Here is a 20,357-nt window from a genome sequence, read left to right as displayed (position 1 = left end):
ATATGACTCCTAATGAATTTTACCACCTCTATTCTGGAGAACAGCTAACTGATATTGAGGTAAGGGTGTAATTATAAGAAAAGGCGAGAATTAATTAGATATTGTCCAAAATAAAGGGGTTAATCCGCAGTACACTTTTCTTATATTGTGACAAGGTATAAAAAATTATCTACATTCGCTTATACATTTTACATTCATAATATCAAAAATTTGAAATATTCCTTTATCATCTGTTGCTGCAATAATAGCACGTCCTTTACCCTTTGCTGTAGCATTTATAGTCCAATATCCATCATAGTCTGAGTATTGAGGGATAAAACACATAAAAACTCTATAACCTTGACAATTATTAGCTCTAATATATTTTTCTCTATTAGTCATAGGTTGACAATGTTTATTACACCAATCAGTCCACTGGCTCCCTCTTTCAAACCCTCTATATTCATTTATATAAGGATTATAATTTAATGGACAATTAAATGGACACCCATAAAACATATTTTTACTCCTTCTATAAGTACTGATAATTTTATATTATGAAACTTTAAATTAAATTGTGAATATCACAAACATTAGTTCTGAGATTTAAATAAATATGTCTAACAAGAGGGTATTTTATGAAAACATATTTATCAAAAATAGAATATAAATGGGTTAAATCAAGAGCAGTGAGTATATCTTTGTATTTAATGAAAAGCAAATATACAAATGCAAACACACTGAAAAATTAATTAAACAGTAGTGTCCTCTTTCAAAGATAATATGTTTTAAAAAATTCTATAAAAATATGGTACAATTTTTATATAGATTAAACATAATAGTATAAAATACAAAAGGAATATATAAGCAAGTTAATTTAAATTAATAACTAGGGGGATTTTATACTAGAATTTTGGTTATATTTTATATTTATAAAGGGGGAAGTTTATTATATGAAAAAAACTAAAAGGAATGGATATATTAATAATATGTATTATTATATTATTAGCAATAATAACAATAGTTGGGATATGTTCATTTAGAACAGATAAAAGTTTTGTGATTAGGAATCAATATGGGGACAATGTGAGGATTTTTGGAAATGGCATTTATGCTCATGATTCATATTTTAAAGCTCCAATTTTTATTGGCAGTGACTGTACTATGCTTCTTTTAGTTGTTCCAATAATGATATTTGCTTTGACTTATGAAATAAAAAGAAGAAATATAAAATCAAAATTATTGCTAATATCAGTTACAGGGACGGTACTTTACTATTCCACAAGCATAGCATTTGGAGTTACTTATAATGCTCTTCATTTGGCATATATTGCTTTATTTTCTAGTTCATTTTTTGCTTTTATTATTTTAGTAAAAAGTATTAGTTTAGATGATCTAAGAGACGTGTCAAAATGGGTATTTCCTACAAAGGGATTAAGTGTATTTTTAATATTATCAGGTGTTTCTCTTTTCGTTGCATGGCTACCAGATATAGTAGCTTCACTTATAAATGACAAATCATTATCTCTTATAGAAGTATATACAACAGAAATTACATATGTATTAGACATGGGGATAATAAGTCCATTGATATTTATATGTCTATTTCTTCTCAAGAGAAAAGATGGACTTGGAGTTGTTTTACTTGCGACAATTTTAAAATTATGTGAAATAATAGGGGTTATGCTTCCAATACAAATGATGTTTCAATCTTTAGCTGGTATAAAAATACCTATTCCCGTCCTTGGAACTAAGTTAGGAATATTTGTTGTTCTTGCAACTTTTGCAGTATATTTTAATATTAAATATTATAAAAATATAGAAGTTTAGCATTAAAAGAAGGTCGTAATGAGGATGTAGAGTATTTTACTGAGATACTTAAAAAACAACTCATTTATATGATTTGTGGGAATATAACTCTTATGTGGGATATTTTCAAAGGTATACTGAAGAAAAAGATACACAAAACTGTATTTCTGTTTTGAAAAATGCTACTATCAATAAGAAAAAATGGGACTTATCAAAATCAAATTTATATAAACATATTGGAAAAAAGAAAATGCAGTAAATGAAAAGTATAGTTTTTTTCTGCATTTATAGATATGCTTAAAAATTACAAGGAGGGTGAACTGGAGTTTATGAAAAATACCCCAGAATTCTTAAAATTATTAAATAGATATATTAAATAATATTCAGTATAATATAGTATTAATGTTAATTTTAAATTAATAAATTGAGAGTAAATAAAACATCCATTACTAGAATTTTAAATTTAATAATAGGGTGTTTTTGTGCATTTTACAATTTTATTAAATATTATTAGTTTTAAAATATCAAATAAATTTCTTTACTTAGAAAAGTTTTAGTAATATATTAAATAGATGTATACACTATAAAATGAGAGTATTTAGTGGAGCATACTACTTGGTATTAAGAGGAGATAAAAGAATGAATATTTTAGTTGCAGATGATGATGTGAGAATTTTAAGGATGCTAAAGGATTTTTTAATTTTTAATGGATATAAAGTTACTACAGTAGAAAATGGTCAAATGGCATTAAAATGCTTTGAAAATCAGGAGTTTCATTTAGTTATACTAGATGTTATGATGCCTATTTATGATGGATGGATAGTTTGTAAAGAAATTAGAAAAACCTCTGATATTCCAATAATAATGCTTACAGCAAAAGATAGTGATTTGGATGAATTGTTTGGGTTTGATATAGGCGTTGATGATTATATTTCAAAACCTTTTAATATAGAATTATTATTAGCACGAATAAATAGATTATTAAAAAGAAGAGGTGTAAGTTTAAAAAATGTTATAAGTTTTAAAGATATGTTTATAGATTTAGAAAAACATAGAGTAACTATAAGTGGTGAAAATATAGAATTGAGCCCTAAAGAATTTGAACTTATAGTTTATTTTGCAGAAAATATAGATAGAGTTATAAGTAGAGATACACTGCTTAAAGTAATATGGGGTGATGAGTATTTTGGTGATACCAGAACAGTAGATACACATATAAACAGGCTTAGAAATAAACTTAAAGAATATTCAAAGTATATAAAAACTGTTAGAAGTTTTGGATACAAGTTAGGTGAATAAAGATGAAATCTATTAGAAAAAAATTATTTTTAGGAATACTACTTATACTTAGTATATTTATTATAGGTATAATTGCATATGGACTTACTTTCAAAGGTTTTTTTATAAAGTATAAATTAAGAGAAATGGAAGAGGCAATAATAAAGATAGAAAGTAATATAAAAGCAAATGGAGAATATAAAGCAATAAATTTTATAAATGAAATATCTGATAATTATAATATACAAGTTCAAATTATAGACACTGTTAATAAAAAAATTATTTATGGAAACCATGGCTATGGAGGTGGCTTTGGTGGTAAGTTTGAAAAATTACAAACTATATCAGAAGGCAAAGAATCAAGTGGGATCATTCTTAGAGACAAGTCTACAGGGGCGGATTTTTTAAGTTTAATAAAAGAAAGCAAAGATGGATACGTTATAGTAGCTAGAATTGCAATTTCTAATATTAATGAAAGTGTACATAAATCTTTAGAATTACTTATAATAGTTTTGATACCTATAACTATTATAGCTATATTTTTAACGTCTTTTTATGCAAACTCTTTTACAAAACCCATAATCAAAATTACTAAAAAAATTTCTAAAATTGAGAATCTAGATTTCGAAGATGAGCTTAATATAAAATCAAACGATGAAATAGGTAAATTAGCCACAAGTGTGGATAATTTGTCTCAAAAGATAAGTTCTTATTTAGAGGATTTAAAAATGAATAATGAAATGTTAAAAAAAATGATTGAAAAAGAGAAGGAAAATGAAAGATTAAGAAAAGAGTTTGTAAGTAGTGTTTCACATGAACTTAAAAGTCCTATTGCAGTAATTTCTGGCTACAGTCAAATGTTAAATAAAGATATAATACAAAGTGAAAAAGACAAAAAATATTACTTAAATGTTATAAGTGATGAAACAAATAAAATGCAAATTATAGTTAATGATTTACTGGATTTATATAAGTTTGAATCTAATACTTTTAAAATAAATAAGAAAAAAATAGATATAGATTTACTTATAACAAAAACATTGGAAAAATTAAAGTTTAAATTGGAAAAGTCAAATATTCAGCTAAAGGTACATATTGAAGAGGCTGAGGTTTTTGTTGATGAAATAAGGATAGAGCAAGTTATAATAAATTATATAAATAATGCTATAAGTCACGTGGACCATAGAAGATATATTAGAGTTATTACTATTAAAGAGGAAGAAAGTGTTAAAATTAGTGTATTTAATACGGGAAAAAATATAGAAGAAAAGGATTTAGATAAAATTTGGATTGGATTTGTTAGACTAGATAAAGTGAGAAACTATAAAGAAAATAGAGTTGGATTAGGATTAGCTATAGTACATCAAATAGTCAAACTTCACGATGGAGAGTGTGGAGTGGAAAATAAAAGTGATGGGGTAGAATTTTGGATAAGGCTTAAAATTTTTAGAGATAATAAATTGTTAGATAACTCTTAAAACCTTGTAACATTAATGTGATATTTTATTGCTATTATATAGCTATGGAATTAAATTAATAAAGGATAAGAGGAGGAAAAAAATGAAGAAAGCATTAATTGCACTAGGATTAGTTGGATTACTGTCAGCTGGAGTAGGGGGAACTGTTTTGGCAAGTACAAATGTAGCAAATGTGGGAGAAAGTAATAAAACAACTAGAGTTGAAAGTTTAATGGATGAAGGAAAAACTTTTGAAGAAGCTAAATCTGAAATGTTAAAAGAGAAATATGATAGGGTAGATGCTGCAGTAAAAAGAGGTGCTATTACTTTAGAAGAAGGTAAAAAAATAAAAGAAGATATGTTAACAAATTTAGATAAATGTACTACACCGGGAGAGAATAGAAATAGTCATGAAAGATATGGATTAAATAGAGGAATGAAGGGTAGTGGAAAGGGTAATGTTGAAAATTGTGTAAACGGTGGAAAGAATAAATAGTAGTAAGAAGTATATCAAAAAATAATAGTAATTAAAATATATTTTAATTACTATTTCTTCTAAAATTATAAATGTATAATTAAATAAAATTTGAAAAGAATTCTTACCTGTAAAAAACAAAGGTAAGAATTCTTTTATGTTTTTTTTAACTTTTAGTTTTATAAGTGAAAAATTTCTTCTTTTTTAGGTAAATAGTGTGTTTTATCTACAATAGGCTATTGATGTTTTTAAAATTTTTACTAAAGATATAATTTATATATTTATATTACATTTTTTATCTTATTGTAATAAAAAAGTATATTTTATTAATATAAATTGTATTTATATTAAAAAAAGTATTAAACTTTATAAAAAATATACGAATGATATTATAGGTGATTTAATTAAATTATATTAGAGGGGGTATGAAAATGAGAAAAATTTTGAAGTGTTTTATGATTCTAGAACTAGTACTTTGTTCTATATTTTGTATGAGGGTAAAAGTTTGTGCAAGTGAAATGAAACAAAAAGAACTTTATACTTTAGAGGATCCTACTTGGTTTAGGAAAACTGGTTTTACTAAGGGGATTGGACATGATAAACAGGATTTAGGTATAATTTTATCTGCTAATGCCAAGTTGACGATAAGACAAGTAAATCCTAATTTTAAAGGGAAACTAACTGTAAGACTGTTAAATGATAATAATAAACATGAAACATATAAAACATTTAACGAAACATCTATTACTATATCAACGGCATTTAGTTCTGTCCCTTTTGTGGAAACGCCTTATGGAAGTAGTGAAAAACCTAAAGTTGAATACAGTGTAAGTGGTTACATGCAGGATTTACCTATTTATAAAAAGGGAGATAATGAACAGGCTTTTTTTACTAAGTGGGATAATACATCTGCTTCATTTGCTTTAGTAATAGATGATTATTTTCAATTGTTAGTTCCACAGAAGGATAAAACTTATATGAAAAATATGAAAGATTTTTCTTCAATTGATAAATTAATTATTTATTATGGTAAAATATTTGAATACTATAATAAATTAGCAGGAATAAGTTTTAATACAAATATTCAAACAGATAAAAATATTCCTAATAAGTATTTTATAAAAGCCGATAAAAGTGGTCCAGGTGGAGGTTATTATGGAGGAAACCATACAGCAGAAACATCAGATTCTGTAGCTAGTTTTTGGTTAAAAAAAGGTTGGGGAGCATTGCATGAAATTGGTCATGGCTATCAAAATGATTTTACTAGAGGAGAAGTATGGAACAATATATATGCCCATAGTCTTCAAAAAAAAGATTCAGATGTAAATATCTTTACAAATGGATGGTTATATGATTATGGTAGAAAAGATACTGTTGATTATAATGTAAATAAACTTTGGCATAATGATAAAATAGATTTTAATAAATGGGGTTTAAGAGAGCAATTATATGGATATGTACTTATGAAGGATAAAGCTTTAGATTATAGTTTTACCCATTTTAATCAAGAATATCGTAAACTGGCCAATATTCCTGGGTTTAACACATCTGATTATAAGCAGTTTGACTTAATTAGCAGAACTTATGGAGAAATAAGCAAATTAGATTTTACTCCGGTTATAGAATCTTTTGGTGGAGATATGACTTCTTGGCAAAAGGAAGAAAACAGATATAAAAATTATAAACCTGTTGCACCATTAAATGAAGTTGTTCCTGCTAATGAGGCTTCTAAAATACAAAAATTATTAAACCTTGAAACTCCATTATCTCTAGTAACTACGGATGATTTATTAATCACTGGTTTAAAGGGTGACGTAACTTTAAATTTAAAAATTAATGATTTTAATCAAATTAAAAATGGATTTCTTTGTATAATGAGTGGAGATAAAGAAGTTAAAAAAGTTGTTATTACAAATCCAACCATATATTTAGGGAAGTTGCCAGTTGGTATTTATACTATATATAGTACAAATAGTTCTGACAAATTATACACGCTTGATAATCATTATTTAAAGGTTAAAGAAACTAATAATAATATAATTTTAAATTATAAATTACGTAAAAAAAGTACTTTAGTAAATCAGGAAATAAATTTTTTAGGTATATCTGATAATTTATTTGCTAAAGCTACTGTGGATTTACAAAATGAAAAGTTAAATGTAAAAGTTTTAAATAGGACACCACATGATTATTTTCCAAATGAACAGTATGCTAAAATAGAGATTTTAGATGAATTTAATAATGTTACTTATACAAAAATAATTTATGGTACAAACGCATCACTAGAGGATAGTATTGAAACTTTAAAAGAAGGGTATAAGATTAGGTTATATCATCGTGAACCATCTCGCTTGAAAATTAGGGATAATGAAACTGCTATTACTAATAATCAAGTCAATACATTAATTGTTACTAGCCAAGGACTTAAAAACCAATATTTAAACCAAAATCTAAATGAAGAATTAGCTATTAGAATTGAGAATTTTGCCAGAAAAATTCATGCTGAAAAAGTTATGGTTAAAAGTGATTGTGCAGAGTCAAAGATAGAGCTTAAATTAGCAATAGATGCATTATTAGAACCTTTAAGAAGTGAAATGCTAACAAAATATAAAGATCTTTTACCAAATGAAAATATATATAAAGAAAATCCAAATGAAGGTTCTATTTTTACATTTCATTTTAAAGGATATAGTGATGAAAAATTTGCGGAATTTGACCTTGATCTTACAAATTTAGAAAGTAAGTTAACTGTGGAAAATATTGAGCCTCATTATTATTTTAATGATACTTATGCGTTAATTGTAATACAAGACAATTATGGACAAACTGTTTTTACTAAGGATTTTATTGGAAATAAAATTAGCAATGCTGTAATTAGAGATATTCCTTTAAAAGATGGATATTATTTAACTATAAAACATAGAGAATATTCTAATAGACTCTTTATAAATAATAAGGATAAAAATTTACAACTTAATAAATCTGCTACTAATTTTTATAAAATTACTAAAAATGAATTAAAAGAAATAAGTGAAAGTGATATACCTAAACCTAATAAGGATCCTTATATAGGTAAAATCTTTAATGCTACGTTTAAAGGTTTAGGAGATTTTATTTTTGCGGAATTAAATTTAGACTTAAATTCTAAGCTAGCTAAAGTAGATATAAAAAAAGGTAAACCACATGTTTATTTTGCTGATAGTTATGCATCAATGTTAATAAGAGATACTGAAGGAAATGTTGTTTTTACAAAAGATTTAGTTGGTGATAAGGAATATGAACCTTTGGTTACAAGTATTCATATTAAGTCTGGCTATTATATTACAATGAAACATAGAGAAGCAGATGGTAGATTATTAATTAAAAATGTTGAAAATGAATTAGAATTAGAAAAAGGTAATAGTATAAGCTATAAAATTACAGATAATGGGATTAAAAAAATTTCAGATGATGAAATTCCAGACAAATTACCAAATAATCAGTGGAAGGCCAATGTGAGCTATAATGCAGGAGACATAGTTAGCTTTGAAGAAAAAGTTTATAAAGCTAAATGGTGGTCACGTGGATTTAAGCCAAATACAAAAGTACAAAATTCATGGGACACACCTTGGGAATTAGTAAATTAGTATGTACTTAGAAAATATAAATGAGGGTGCTTTACAGTAAGATATTAACTGTTGACAAACTTCTATCTTAAATGGTATTATATGAAGAAAAGAATCACGAAGATTCTGAAAACAGAAACAATAATTTAATATTTATAAATTTAAAATGTAACTCACGAAGGGAACTGATTAATATCGGTACTTTTGTGGGTTTATATTTTTTTGGAATAGGGGAGGAAAAACAATGAATAAAGAGTTATGGAAGAAATGTGTTAATTTTCATGGACATGAATGTCCAGGTCTTGCTATAGGTTTTAGAGCTTGTGAAATAGCAGTGGAAAAGATGGATTTGAAATTCTCATCAGATGAAGAGTTAGTTTGTGTCACTGAAAATGATGCCTGTGGAGTGGATGCTGTCCAAGTTATAACAGGATGTACCTTAGGAAAAGGAAATCTTGTATATAGAGGAACAGGAAAAATGGCTTTTACATTTTTTAATAGGAAAAGTGGAAAAAGTATAAGATTAATTATGAAAAAATTTACTAGTGAAATGAGTAGGGAAGAAAGGCAAAAATATATATTGGAAGCACCAGAAGACCAAGTGTTTTCTATTAAAAAGCCTAATTTTACAGTACCAAATACAGCTAGATTATTTAATACAATAATTTGTGATAGATGTGGCGAAGGCGCACCAGAACATAAAATAAGAATAAACAATGCTGAAAAGCTTTGCTTAGATTGTTTTGAAAAGTATACAAGAGGATGGTAGATGATATCAATATTTGATGGATTATGAAGGTTTTTATGATATGTTATATAAGGATTTACTGTGTAACAATATAATTAGATATGAAAAACAAAGAATTTATAAACTTTAGGTTGAAAAAATAACAGATAACCAATCCTTAGTGGTGAGAAAATTAAATAATACATTAGATAAATAAGCCATAATGAGAAAATAGAAGAAACTATTGAAATGTGATAGTTTGAGTGCTATGGATAGTATAAAGTGTCTTTAAAAATAATTATTTAGTATGTTACTTAATTATTTTTTAGATGTCTAAGAAAGGTTAATTGAAAATGAGAAGTGAAATAAAAATTAAAGAAAACTTAAAAGAGAATTTAGAGGGCATAAAAGTTTATAAAAAATATACAGGAAAAAAGTTAAGAATAGCGTTACTATTGATAGTTATAATTTTATTATTATCAATTATTGCAATTAATGCTGGGTCTACTAGTTTAAAGCCACATCAAATTTTAATGACAATTTTGGGGCAAGGTACAGATGTTTCTCAGGTGGTAATTTGGCGTATTCGTCTTCCAAGAGTGTTAGTAGCCATAATAGCAGGTGCAGGATTGTCTGTGGCAGGATGTGTTATGCAAAATAATTTAAGAAATCCACTTGCATCCCCCTCAACACTTGGAATATCAAGTGCTTCAGCTTTTGGTGCTAATTTAGCAATTGTAGTTTTTGGTGCAGGAAATATTCGTAGTACATCAGCAGATGCTGTTATTATAAATAATCCATACATAGTTACTATATCTGCGTTTATATGTTCTATGGCAGCTACAATGATTATTTTGTTTCTTGCAACACTGCAAGGTTTTTTACCTGAATGCATAATATTGGCTGGTGTAGCGATTGGCTCTCTTTTTTCAGCAGCTACAACTTTAATTCAATATTTTGCTCAAGATGTGCAGGTAGCAGCAGCGATTTTTTGGACCTTTGGAGATTTGGGACGAGCATCATGGAGAGAAGTAATGATAATGGCCATTGTAACCACATTATCTATTATATATTTTATGTTTAGAAGATGGGATTATAATGCTATGGATAGTGGGGAAGAAGTAGCGAAAAGTCTTGGAGTAAAGGTTGAAAGAGTAGGGTTTGGTGGTATGCTAGTTTCTTCTTTAATAACTTCAGTTATTGTTTCATTTTTAGGGGTTATAGGGTTTATTGGTCTTATAGGGCCACAAATTGTTAGAAGGCTTATAGGTGGCGATCATAGATTTTTAATTCCTATATCAGCATTAATGGGAACTGTTTTGCTTTTAATATCTGACACTATAGCAAGAACTCTTGTTGCTCCAATTATATTGCCAGTTGGTGCCATAACCTCTTTTTTGGGTGCGCCTCTCTTTTTTTATTTATTATTAAGGGGGTATAAGACAAAATGATTTTATCTGTAAAGGATTTAGAGTTTAAATATCCAAGTCATAATGTTCTTAAAGATGTTTCTTTTTCATTGGAAAGTGGAGAATGTTTAGCTATATTAGGAACAAATGGTACAGGAAAATCTACTTTATTAAAATGTATAAATAGGATTTTAAAGCCTAAAAATGGCAGTACTATTATTGAAGCCTGTGAAGTTGAAAAACTGAACCCAGTAGAATTAGCACAGAAAATAGCTTACGTTTCTCAAAGTAACAAAGTTAATAAAACTACTGTTTTTGATACTATTTTAATTGGAAGAAAGCCTTATATAAAATGGGATGTTACAAGGAAAGATTTACAGATAGTAAATGAAACTATAGAAATTCTTGGTTTAGAAAAATATTTATTAAGATATATAGATGAACTAAGTGGGGGAGAGTTTCAAAAAGTACTAATTGCTAGGGCTTTAGTACAAGAGCCAAAGGTACTTATGCTAGATGAACCTACAAGCAGTCTTGATTTAAAAAACCAATTGGAAGTAATTGAAATTATTAAGAAAGTAGTTAAAGAGAGAAATATATCTGCGTTGGTTACCATGCATGATTTGAATTTGGCTCTTCGTTTTGCTAACAAATTTATGTTCCTTAAAAATGGTGAAATTTTTGCTGCAGGTGGAGTGGAAGTAATGACTGCTGAAAATATTGAGAGTGTTTATTCTGTAGCTGTTAATATTCATGAATATAATAACATTCCATTAATAATACCAGTATAAATAAGTTTGATTTAAAAATAGAATCTTTACTAAGAGGGAATGGCTTCCCTTAGTATATTGGATTAGTTTTATTCTGAAATTCATATAAAGGTATAAGGAGTTAGATTATGAATAAAAAGATTATATCATTAGCAATCACAATGAGTATGTTAGTAATAATTTTATTAAGTGGGTGTAGTTCTAGAGCTCCATCTACTGAGGTTTTAAAAGAAGAAAATATTTCAGTGACAGATATGCTTGGAAGAAAAGTTTCCATTAAATATGGGGTGAAAAAAGTTGTAGCTATTGGCCCAGGAGCTCTTAGATTATTTTGTTATATGGGAAATATCCAAAAAATAGTTGGAGTTGAGCAGTTAGAAAAGGGTGATCCTTCAGGAAAGCCTTATATGATTGCCAATTCTTTTTTATGTAAGCTTCCAGTTATAGGACCAGGGGGACCTAATAATGCACCAGATGCTGAAAAAATATTGTCTGTTAATCCCGATGTAATTTTCACAACTTATGCTATAGATAAGGTTGCTACTGATGCTTTACAATCTAAAACTGGTATTCCAGTAGTAGCGTTAAGTTATGGAGAAGTATCAACTTTTGATCCAAAGGTATATGAATCTATCCAGATTATTGGTAAGATTATGGGAGAAGACAAGAGAGCTAATGAAGTAGTAGAATATATGAAAAAATGCCAAAAGGATTTAGATAATAGAACAAAGGATATTCCTGATAGTGAAAAACCTAGTGTATATGTAGGAGCTTTAAATATGAAGGGTTCACATGGAATAGAAAGTACTCAAGGAAATTATTCTTTATTAAATGCAGTACATGGTAGAAATGTAGTAGATGAAATAGGTAAAACTGGTTCATATATGATAGATAAAGAAAAATTAATTCAGTGGAATCCAGATAAAATATTTATAGATTTAGGTGGAATTAAATTAGTTCAAGAAGACTATAAAAAAAATCCTACCTTCTACAAGAATTTAAATGCCTTTAAAAATGGAGAAGTATACTCTCAATTACCTTATAATTATTATACTACAAATATCGATACTGCAATAGCTGATGCTTATTATATTGGTAAAGTGCTTTATCCGGAAAAATTCAAGGAGATTAATATTGAGAAAAAAACAGATGAAATTTATAAATTTTTACTTGGCAAAAAATTATATTCAAAAGTAAGTAGCAGATTTGGTAAATTTGAAAGGATTATATTTAAATAGTTAAATTTAATTAGTATACATAGAGCAAAAAATGAAATAGTGAATAAGTAATATAAGAGAGTGGTTTTACTTAAAAAGAGAAAGGAAAACCACTCTCTATTAGTTGGATTATTAACTGATTTTAAACATAAAGTAGTTATTATTAGAGAAAGCAGCATACAGGGTTGCACAAGAATTATTTATTATAATAGTAAATGATAATAACTATGAGCTTTGAATAAATGAATTTATATAAATATAAAATTTAAGAAAATATTAGACAAAAAGGTGCTATAATTATAGAAGTCAAAAATGGGTGATCCCTCTTATAAAAAATCTAGGGGTCTATTTTTAACCTTTTGCGAAAGTGTGTTTACAGCTTGTCTATATTGATGTGCACATAGTTTAGAGCTATCGCGTATATGGGATATATAATTAGAGGAGGATACAATATGAAAATTTCAAAAAAAGATGCGTTAAAATGGGTTGAGTTTTTTTCTATGTTACCAGAAGATGAGGAGCTTATGGTAAAACAAAAAGAAATCATTTACGCTACATTTGCACAAATTGAAGAGGCAATTGACCATAGAAATAATATATTAATGTCAGAAATTAAAGGATTAAAGACTTTAAATAATAGGACCTTTTTTGTGGGGAATGAAGGTAAATTTTCTAAAGGATGTCATTCATGTTTAATGGGAACTGGTTTAAGCGCAATTAGAAAAACTAATAAATGTAACATAGAGTGTAGGTTTTGTTATAACTATGGAGATTTAGATAATATACCTCCAATTGGGGAAGGTATGTGGGAAATAGGGGGTACAAAATTTTATGAAAAGGATATTGAGTTACTTCTTTCTATACATAAAAAACCTACTGGTATTTCCTATGTTTATTTAGAGCCATTTATGGAAATTGAAAAATACTTTTCCGTTATAAAAAAGTTTAAAGATGCACAAATACATCAACATTTATACACAAATGGTATTTTAGCTACAGAAGAAACATTGAGAGCATTAGGTGAATCTGGTCTTGATGAGATACGTTTTAATTTGGGTGCATCTAATTGTTCAGACAAAGTAATTAAAAATATCAAAATAGCTAAAAAGTATATTAACAATGTGGGTATTGAAACCCCTATGACTCCCGAGTTTTTTAAAGAGTTTTTCAATAAAAAGCAAGCAATTTTAGATACAAAACTTGATTTTATAAATTGTGCAGAATTGCATTTAAATGAAAATAATATAGATAACTATTTTGGGGAAAACATGTATATTTCTAGACATGGATATATTTCTCCAATTTGGAGTAGGGAATTAACTTTGAAATTTATGAAAATAGCTGATGAAGAAAACTGGGATTTAGCAGTTCATGATTGTTCAAATCATACAAAATTTGCTAGAGATTTGAATTTGAGTAGTAAAGAGGGGAAGTGGTTTGGAGCAAGTAGTTATGGTTGTGAGTTTTCTAGGATACCATATGAAGCATTTTTACCAATACTACGTGATGATAATTTTAAATTTCTATGTGAGGAAGAATTACCTAAAGGTTATAAACCCGGGGAGTTAATTTTTTAGATAACTTAACTTGAAATGTAAAATTACCTTGTAGATACAGAATTTTTTTGTTTCTACAGGGTAATTTTTTTATTTTTCTCTACACTAGTCTATAAGTTGAAAATTTTAATTATATTATAAGCTTAAGCCTCAGGCAAAGGAAAGTGGAGCAGTACTTTGAAATTTGTTAATAAATAGCTTATTTTTGATAATAATATTTATTATCAACTAGCAGATAAGGTTATATTGATGATATAGTATAATAATGGGTTAAGTGTAACATATAAGGGTTTTGGGATAATTTTACTATAATATAGTAGAAAATTATTCTATAAATAAGTATGAATATGATTGTTAAAAAAGCTAGGGAAGATTTTTATTGCAATAATATTACTTACGTAAATATAGTATATAATGAAATATTTAACAAATTATAAAAATAAAATAGGTTTACTTTATATTTAGGGAAGGAGAGGGCAGTATGAAATCATTAAAAACCAGACTAATATTTATATTTACATCTGTTATATTTATTTTAACAGTACTACTAGGTTTTGTAGTAGTAAGAAAAGTTACTAAAAATTTAAAAGAGGATTATTATGATGATTTAAGAACTTTATCTGTAGAAAAGGCTAATTACGTAAAATCAAATATAGAAAAAGAAATATTTTATATGGGGGCTTTAGCTCAGAATGATATAATAATGAATAAAAGTATTTCATGGGAAAGTAAAATAAATTATTTTGAAAAAGAAGCTAAAAGAGCAGGGTATATGTATTATGCCTTTGCAGATAAAAGTGGTAAATCCATATTATTAAATAAAAAAAAAGATTCTACAAATGTTTATGATAGAGATTATTACAAAAAGGCTATAGAAGGTAAGGGAGCTGTGTCAGATGTTATTATAAGTACTGTAACAAATGAACCCACAATTATTGTAGCCTATCCTATTAAAGTAAATGGTGAAATTCAGGGAGTTTTTTATGGGGCAAAAGAATCAACTTTTCTAAGTGATATTGTTAGTAAAATTAAATATGGGAAAACTGGTTTTGGTATTATTATAAACGATAAGGGAACTACAGTTGGACATGCTAATAAAAAACTTGTTTTAAATTTAAGTAATACTGTAGATATTGCAAAAAAGGATTCTTCTTTTAAAAGCTTAGCAAATTTAGTAGAAGATATAATTTCTAAAAAAAATGTAGGGATTGGAGAATATGAATATAAAGGGGTAGAAAATGCAGTTGGTTTTTCTCCTATAGAAGGTACCAATTGGACTATGGTTTTGGGAGGAGAAGTTTCTGAAGTATTAACCGAGGCTTATAGTATCAGAAATATTATTATATTGTTATCTATAGTTATAATAGTGATTGGTGCCATAGTTACTTATTTTATTAGTAAAACCATAACTAAATCGATTATTGCTGTAACTAAGAGAATGAATGAATTGTCTAATTTACAATTCACTATATATGGAAACGAAGATGCTATAAGATACCTTAATCGTAAAGATGAAATTGGAAGTATGGCAAGAGCATTAAGAAAAATGAGAGATAATATTGTAGAATTTATTATAAGTACTGATGAGGCAGTACAAAAAATAGTTGCAACATCAGAGGAACTAACGGCTACATCACATCAATCGGCCACAGCATCTGAAGAAGTAGCAAAGACTATAGAGGATATAGCAAAAGGAGCAGGTAATCAAGCACAGGATACAGAAAACTCTGCTTCAAGTGTAGAGGAAATGGGAAGCTTATTAGAGCAAAATAAAGAATATGTATTAGAGTTAAATAATGCAGCAAAAGATATAGAGGAGAGAAAAGAAGAAGGTTTTTCTATATTAAAAGAACTTATAAAAAAAACAAAAGAAAACAATGAAGCAGCTAAAAATATATATGAGATTATATTAAGCAATAATGAAAGTGCGGAGAAAATAGATAGCGCTAGCTCAATGATTCAATCTATAGCAGACCAAACTAATTTATTAGCTTTAAATGCTGCTATAGAAGCCGCTAGGGCAGGACAACATGGTAAGGGTTTTGCAGTAGTGGCAGATGAAATCAGAAAACTTGCAGAACAATCAAATACTTTTACAGAGGATATAAAAAAGGTTATAGATGAGTTAAATATAAATTCTCAAAATGTAGTAGCTAGAATGGAAGAAGTAAAGGAAATAAATAAATATCAAACAGAAAGTGTAAATGATACAGAAGATAAATTTGAAAAAATAGCGTATTCTATAGATGTAACTAATAGCGTTATAGAAAGGCTTAATAGGTCTACAGAAAAGATGAATAAAAATAAAGAAAAACTTATGAATTTAATGCAAAATCTATCAGCTATAGCAGAAGAAAACGCAGCAAGCACAGAGGAGGCTTCATCATCTATAGAAGAGCAAGCTGCAAGTGTAGAAGAAATAGCTAATTCTAGTGAAGGTTTAGCCAATATTGCGGATCAACTAGATAGTGTAATTAAAAAGTTTAAGGTATAAATTTATTCTGATATATGGTGCTTTGTACTTAAAGTAAGTTGTTTTTTTTGTATAGTTGATGAATTATTTTTTTATTGTTAACAAAGGCTACAAAAAAGAATTCCCATAGAATTTTAAGATTCTATAGGAATTTTTTTATATTTCAACAGATTTATTGATTTTATCCCAAGTAAGAAAAGAATAGTATGATATAAAAACTATAGTTAAAAGTGTTAATAACTTAAATAAATAACTTACTTTAGTTTCACCAAGTAAAAAGTTGTATAAAAAAATTATAGGAATATCTGCTATTGTAATAACTATTATAGACTTAATATAATTTAGTTTTATACATGCTGCAGAAAACGTTATTAAATCTGAAGGGGTTATAGGGCATATTACCCCAAGGGCTAAAATTTTATAGCCGTAATGTTTTAAAATATTAATAATATTTTTCTGTTTTAAAGAAAAATTATCTTCTAATAGAGAACTATTTAAATTTTTACCAATAAAAAATATTATACTTTGAGAAATAATTAGTGATAAAAGTGATAATATAAAACCAACCCATGGACCGAATATAATACTACCTATTATAATGAAAATTGTCTGAGGGATAAAAAACATAATTCTAATAGTAGATAAAAGTACAAATATTACTTTCATTTTTAGAGGATTACCTTTAATCAAGGTAGATATTTTGTTTATATCTGTTGTTAACACATTTGTATAGTATAAAATTCCAATAACTATTAACCATAAAATAGTAAACATAATCAATTTATTTTTTTTATTCAAAATCTATCTCTCCTTTAAATGTGATGATTAAATTATAATGATAATATTCTAAGATTTTATAGATAAAATAATTAAGAATTTTTAATAATTAGATTGTATTAGATTATAGAGTAATAGATTTTTAAATAGATATTATGTATAAAAAAATAATAAATTATATAACCATTAACAATATAAATTATTAACAAATATTAAAATATTTATGGGTGTTTACTTAAAAAGTTACCTTTACAATTATATAAAACCGATTGGAGGGGTAATTTTATGTTTGTTTTAGAATATATTAAAAATCCTAAAGTTGTAGGAGCAATTGCTCCAAGTAGTAAACATTTAGCTTATAAGATGATAGAATGTATAAATTTTAAAAGGGCTAAATGTATAGTAGAATTTGGACCAGGGACAGGAGTTTTTTCAGAAAAAATACTTTCAAGGGTTTCAGAAGATACCAAAGTTTTATTAGTTGAAGTTAATAATGAATTTTATAGTAATTTAAATAAGATATATGGGCATAAAAAGAATGTAATAATAATTAATGATAGTGCTGAAAATATAGATATAATATTAAAAAAGCATAATATAGAAAAGGTGGATTATATTTTATCAGGACTTCCCTTTGCGTCATTACCAAGGGAAGTTTCAAAGATAATTTTGACAAAAACAGCAGGATTACTTAATGATAAAGGAGAGTTTATAACTTTTCAGTACTCACTTTTTAAACTAGAATTATTTAAAAGGTATTTTTCTAATATTAACTATAAAAAGGAAATAAGAAATTTACCACCAGCATATATTTTAAGATGTAAAGGAGGAAAGAAATGAGAAAAAATATATTAGTAGTTGATGATGATAAGGATATTAGAGAACTAATTGCTATTTATTTGAAGGCAGAAAATTTCAATGTAGATAAAGCTTCTAATGGTGAAGATGCTTTAAATTTAATTAAAGAAAAAAATTATGATTTAGTGCTTTTAGATATAATGATGCCAAAGGTTGATGGATTACAAACATTGATAGAATTAAGGAAAAATTATAATATGCCAGTAATCTTTATAACGGCAAAAAGTGAGGAAATAGATATGATAAAGGGGCTAACTTTAGGAGCGGATGATTATATATCCAAACCCTTTAGCTCTATGGAATTAATTGCAAGAGTTAAATCACAGCTAAGAAGATATACTGTCTTTAATAATCCAGATAAAAGCATAATAACAGTGGGAGATTTAGTTTTAGAAGTTGATATGAGAAGAGTATCGGTATCGGGTAGGGAAATAAATTTAACTCCAACAGAATATAAGATATTAGAGTTATTGTGTAAAAACAAAAATATGGTTTTTAGTGTGGAACAAATTTATGAAAAAATTTGGAGAAACAAATATGCGGTAGGAGATACCTCTATTATGGTTCATATAACTAAGCTAAGGCAAAAAATTGAAAAAGATCCTAAAAATCCTGAATATATAAAAACTGTGTGGGGAGTAGGATACAAAGTATGAAAAAGAAGCTAAAGATAAAATATAACTTAATACTAGGAATTTTAATAGGGTTTCTTTTATCTACGCTGGTAACAGTGGAAGGGTATGCAATTATACTTGGTTATAAACAAAATAATGGCACAGTTGAAATGGGTTTGCCCTATGTGGAAATAAAAGTATTAAAAGTATTAGCTATAGTAGTTTTTATAGGAACAGTAGCTATATTTTCTACAAAAAGACTTAGGGAGATGAATTTTGATAAAATTAGTATATACCTAATTTTAGTAGTTGTTTTTTCTACCATAATAGCTATACAAGGTGTTATAATTTTAGTTACAATAATATTAAAGGTAAATCCAAATATTCAATATCTTATAAGTGTTGATTATTTTATATCTATAAATTTCTTTTTTATTAATTGTTTTATAGGTATTCTTATATTTATAGCTTCATTTGTTTTTTTTGTAAATAGAAAAGTTAAATACATAAAGTTTTTAACAAAACAGGTAAATGTTATTAAAGAAGAAGGATTTGGAAAAACTATTGAAGTAAAGGGTCAGGACGAATTAGCAAAGCTTTGTAATAGCATAAATAATATGTCCATAGAACTTGGAGAAAAAATAGAAAATGAAAAAAAAATAGAAAACACTAAAAATGAACTTATCACTAATATTTCACATGATTTGAAAACACCATTGACATCTTTAGTAGGCTATTTAGAGTTATTAAATATGAAGGATATTAAAGAAGAAACTAAAGATAGGTATATTAGAATTGCTTATAATAAAAGTTTAAGACTAAAAGAGTTAGTTAATGAGTTGTTTGAATATACAAAGCTAACCAGTCACAATATAAAAATAGAAAGAGTAAAATACAATATCTCAAATTTAATTAATCAAATAGTTGGAGAAAGTATATTAGATTTTTTAGATAATAATATTGAAGTAAAACTACAAAATTCATATAAAGAGTTATACTATGAGATAGATGTTAAATTATTTACACGACTTATTGAAAATTTAATAAAAAATGCTGAAAAATATAGTGATCCAAATTCAATTTTCCAAGTAATAGTGGAGAAAAATGATAAAAATATAGAAATATCATTTATAAATCATTGTGAGCAGTTACAGGAAGAAGAACTAGAAAAAATCTTTGAAAAATTTTATAGAGTAGATAAAACAAGAAATAGTGACAAAGAAGGTTCAGGCTTAGGATTAAGTATAGCAAAACAGATAGTCCAGTTACATAATGGTGATCTAATTGTAGAAAAGAAAAATCAACATATAGCATTTAAAATAATTTTATATAATGAATTAGGAAAATCTTAGG

16 protein-coding genes are annotated in these 20,357 nt (G+C 26.8%); 14 read left to right on the top strand and 2 right to left on the bottom strand.

The annotated features are described in order from the left end of the window. Positions 1–165: 165 nt before the first annotated feature. A complete protein-coding gene (locus EJL03_RS07240) occupies positions 166–498 on the bottom strand; it encodes a hypothetical protein (protein ID WP_125153295.1) in 333 nt (110 codons plus the stop codon). Positions 499–951: 453 nt separating this feature from the next. Between EJL03_RS07240 and EJL03_RS07235 the strand changes: the two genes are divergently transcribed. The 11 genes from EJL03_RS07235 (at position 952) to EJL03_RS07185 (ending at position 16,776) form a co-directional block, all read left to right on the top strand. Next, positions 952–1,809: a hypothetical protein gene (locus tag EJL03_RS07235; RefSeq protein ID WP_125153294.1), complete on the top strand. Its 858-nt coding sequence runs from the start codon at positions 952–954 to the stop codon at positions 1,807–1,809. Positions 1,810–2,427: 618 nt separating this feature from the next. Next, positions 2,428–3,087, top strand: a complete 660-nt coding sequence (locus EJL03_RS07230; RefSeq protein ID WP_125153293.1) for a response regulator transcription factor — start codon at positions 2,428–2,430, stop codon at positions 3,085–3,087. Positions 3,088–3,089: 2 nt separating this feature from the next. Further along, positions 3,090–4,544 (top strand): sensor histidine kinase, encoded by a 1,455-nt coding sequence (locus EJL03_RS07225; RefSeq protein ID WP_125153292.1) that lies wholly within the window; start codon positions 3,090–3,092, stop codon positions 4,542–4,544. Positions 4,545–4,626: 82 nt separating this feature from the next. Next, a complete protein-coding gene (locus EJL03_RS07220) occupies positions 4,627–5,019 on the top strand; it encodes a hypothetical protein (RefSeq protein WP_125153291.1) in 393 nt (130 codons plus the stop codon). Positions 5,020–5,429: 410 nt separating this feature from the next. After that, on the top strand, positions 5,430–8,624 hold the full coding sequence (locus EJL03_RS07215; RefSeq protein WP_125153290.1) for a putative mucin/carbohydrate-binding domain-containing protein: 3,195 nt from the start codon (positions 5,430–5,432) through the stop codon (positions 8,622–8,624). 223 nt (positions 8,625–8,847) lie between these two features. After that, positions 8,848–9,372, top strand: coding sequence for an FmdE family protein (locus EJL03_RS07210; RefSeq protein WP_125153289.1), 525 nt, complete (start codon positions 8,848–8,850; stop codon positions 9,370–9,372). Positions 9,373–9,683: 311 nt separating this feature from the next. Then, positions 9,684–10,781: a FecCD family ABC transporter permease gene (locus tag EJL03_RS07205; protein WP_125153288.1), complete on the top strand. Its 1,098-nt coding sequence runs from the start codon at positions 9,684–9,686 to the stop codon at positions 10,779–10,781. Next, a complete protein-coding gene (locus EJL03_RS07200; protein ID WP_125153287.1) occupies positions 10,778–11,530 on the top strand; it encodes an ABC transporter ATP-binding protein in 753 nt (250 codons plus the stop codon). The genes EJL03_RS07205 and EJL03_RS07200 overlap by 4 nt, the downstream gene beginning before the upstream one ends. A 107-nt stretch (positions 11,531–11,637) precedes the next feature. After that, positions 11,638–12,747, top strand: a complete 1,110-nt coding sequence (locus EJL03_RS07195) for an iron ABC transporter substrate-binding protein (protein ID WP_125153286.1) — start codon at positions 11,638–11,640, stop codon at positions 12,745–12,747. Between the two features lie 431 nt (positions 12,748–13,178). After that, positions 13,179–14,303: a radical SAM protein gene (locus EJL03_RS07190; RefSeq protein WP_125153285.1), complete on the top strand. Its 1,125-nt coding sequence runs from the start codon at positions 13,179–13,181 to the stop codon at positions 14,301–14,303. A 460-nt stretch (positions 14,304–14,763) separates the two neighbouring features. Beyond that, positions 14,764–16,776, top strand: a complete 2,013-nt coding sequence (locus EJL03_RS07185) for a methyl-accepting chemotaxis protein (RefSeq protein ID WP_125153284.1) — start codon at positions 14,764–14,766, stop codon at positions 16,774–16,776. Between the two features lie 135 nt (positions 16,777–16,911). On the opposite strand, the gene EJL03_RS07180 is transcribed toward EJL03_RS07185, so the two are convergent. After that, positions 16,912–17,553: a VTT domain-containing protein gene (locus EJL03_RS07180; protein ID WP_125153283.1), complete on the bottom strand. Its 642-nt coding sequence runs from the start codon at positions 17,551–17,553 to the stop codon at positions 16,912–16,914. 264 nt (positions 17,554–17,817) lie between these two features. On the opposite strand from EJL03_RS07180, the gene EJL03_RS07175 reads away from it, so the two are divergent. From EJL03_RS07175 to EJL03_RS07165, 3 genes are read left to right on the top strand one after another with little or no spacing between them, the layout of a single operon-like run. After that, positions 17,818–18,372, top strand: coding sequence for a class I SAM-dependent methyltransferase (locus tag EJL03_RS07175; protein WP_125153282.1), 555 nt, complete (start codon positions 17,818–17,820; stop codon positions 18,370–18,372). Next, complete coding sequence (locus tag EJL03_RS07170) at positions 18,369–19,046, top strand: response regulator transcription factor (protein WP_125153281.1); 678 nt, start codon at positions 18,369–18,371, stop codon at positions 19,044–19,046. Before EJL03_RS07175 ends, EJL03_RS07170 begins: the two co-directional genes overlap by 4 nt. Beyond that, complete coding sequence (locus EJL03_RS07165; RefSeq protein WP_125153280.1) at positions 19,043–20,356, top strand: sensor histidine kinase; 1,314 nt, start codon at positions 19,043–19,045, stop codon at positions 20,354–20,356. The genes EJL03_RS07170 and EJL03_RS07165 overlap by 4 nt, the downstream gene beginning before the upstream one ends. The last annotated feature ends 1 nt before the right edge of the window (position 20,357 follow it).

Origin of the sequence: Clostridium rectalis (genome assembly GCF_900626095.1) — a bacterium.
Classification (GTDB): Bacteria; Bacillota; Clostridia; order Clostridiales; family Clostridiaceae; genus Clostridium_AS; species Clostridium_AS rectalis.
This window is presented reverse-complemented; position numbering and strand designations above follow the sequence as displayed.

Bases quoted from the DNA above. Each gene is read 5' to 3' on its own strand.
- EJL03_RS07240 (WP_125153295.1), bottom strand. From the start codon at position 498: ATGTTTTATGGGTGTCCATTTAATTGTCCATTAAATTATAATCCTTAT.
- EJL03_RS07235 (WP_125153294.1), top strand. From the start codon at position 952: ATGGATATATTAATAATATGTATTATTATATTATTAGCAATAATAACA.
- EJL03_RS07230 (WP_125153293.1), top strand. From the start codon at position 2,428: ATGAATATTTTAGTTGCAGATGATGATGTGAGAATTTTAAGGATGCTA.
- EJL03_RS07225 (WP_125153292.1), top strand. From the start codon at position 3,090: ATGAAATCTATTAGAAAAAAATTATTTTTAGGAATACTACTTATACTT.
- EJL03_RS07220 (WP_125153291.1), top strand. From the start codon at position 4,627: ATGAAGAAAGCATTAATTGCACTAGGATTAGTTGGATTACTGTCAGCT.
- EJL03_RS07215 (WP_125153290.1), top strand. From the start codon at position 5,430: ATGAGAAAAATTTTGAAGTGTTTTATGATTCTAGAACTAGTACTTTGT.
- EJL03_RS07210 (WP_125153289.1), top strand. From the start codon at position 8,848: ATGAATAAAGAGTTATGGAAGAAATGTGTTAATTTTCATGGACATGAA.
- EJL03_RS07205 (WP_125153288.1), top strand. From the start codon at position 9,684: ATGAGAAGTGAAATAAAAATTAAAGAAAACTTAAAAGAGAATTTAGAG.
- EJL03_RS07200 (WP_125153287.1), top strand. From the start codon at position 10,778: ATGATTTTATCTGTAAAGGATTTAGAGTTTAAATATCCAAGTCATAAT.
- EJL03_RS07195 (WP_125153286.1), top strand. From the start codon at position 11,638: ATGAATAAAAAGATTATATCATTAGCAATCACAATGAGTATGTTAGTA.
- EJL03_RS07190 (WP_125153285.1), top strand. From the start codon at position 13,179: ATGAAAATTTCAAAAAAAGATGCGTTAAAATGGGTTGAGTTTTTTTCT.
- EJL03_RS07185 (WP_125153284.1), top strand. From the start codon at position 14,764: ATGAAATCATTAAAAACCAGACTAATATTTATATTTACATCTGTTATA.
- EJL03_RS07175 (WP_125153282.1), top strand. From the start codon at position 17,818: ATGTTTGTTTTAGAATATATTAAAAATCCTAAAGTTGTAGGAGCAATT.
- EJL03_RS07170 (WP_125153281.1), top strand. From the start codon at position 18,369: ATGAGAAAAAATATATTAGTAGTTGATGATGATAAGGATATTAGAGAA.
- EJL03_RS07165 (WP_125153280.1), top strand. From the start codon at position 19,043: ATGAAAAAGAAGCTAAAGATAAAATATAACTTAATACTAGGAATTTTA.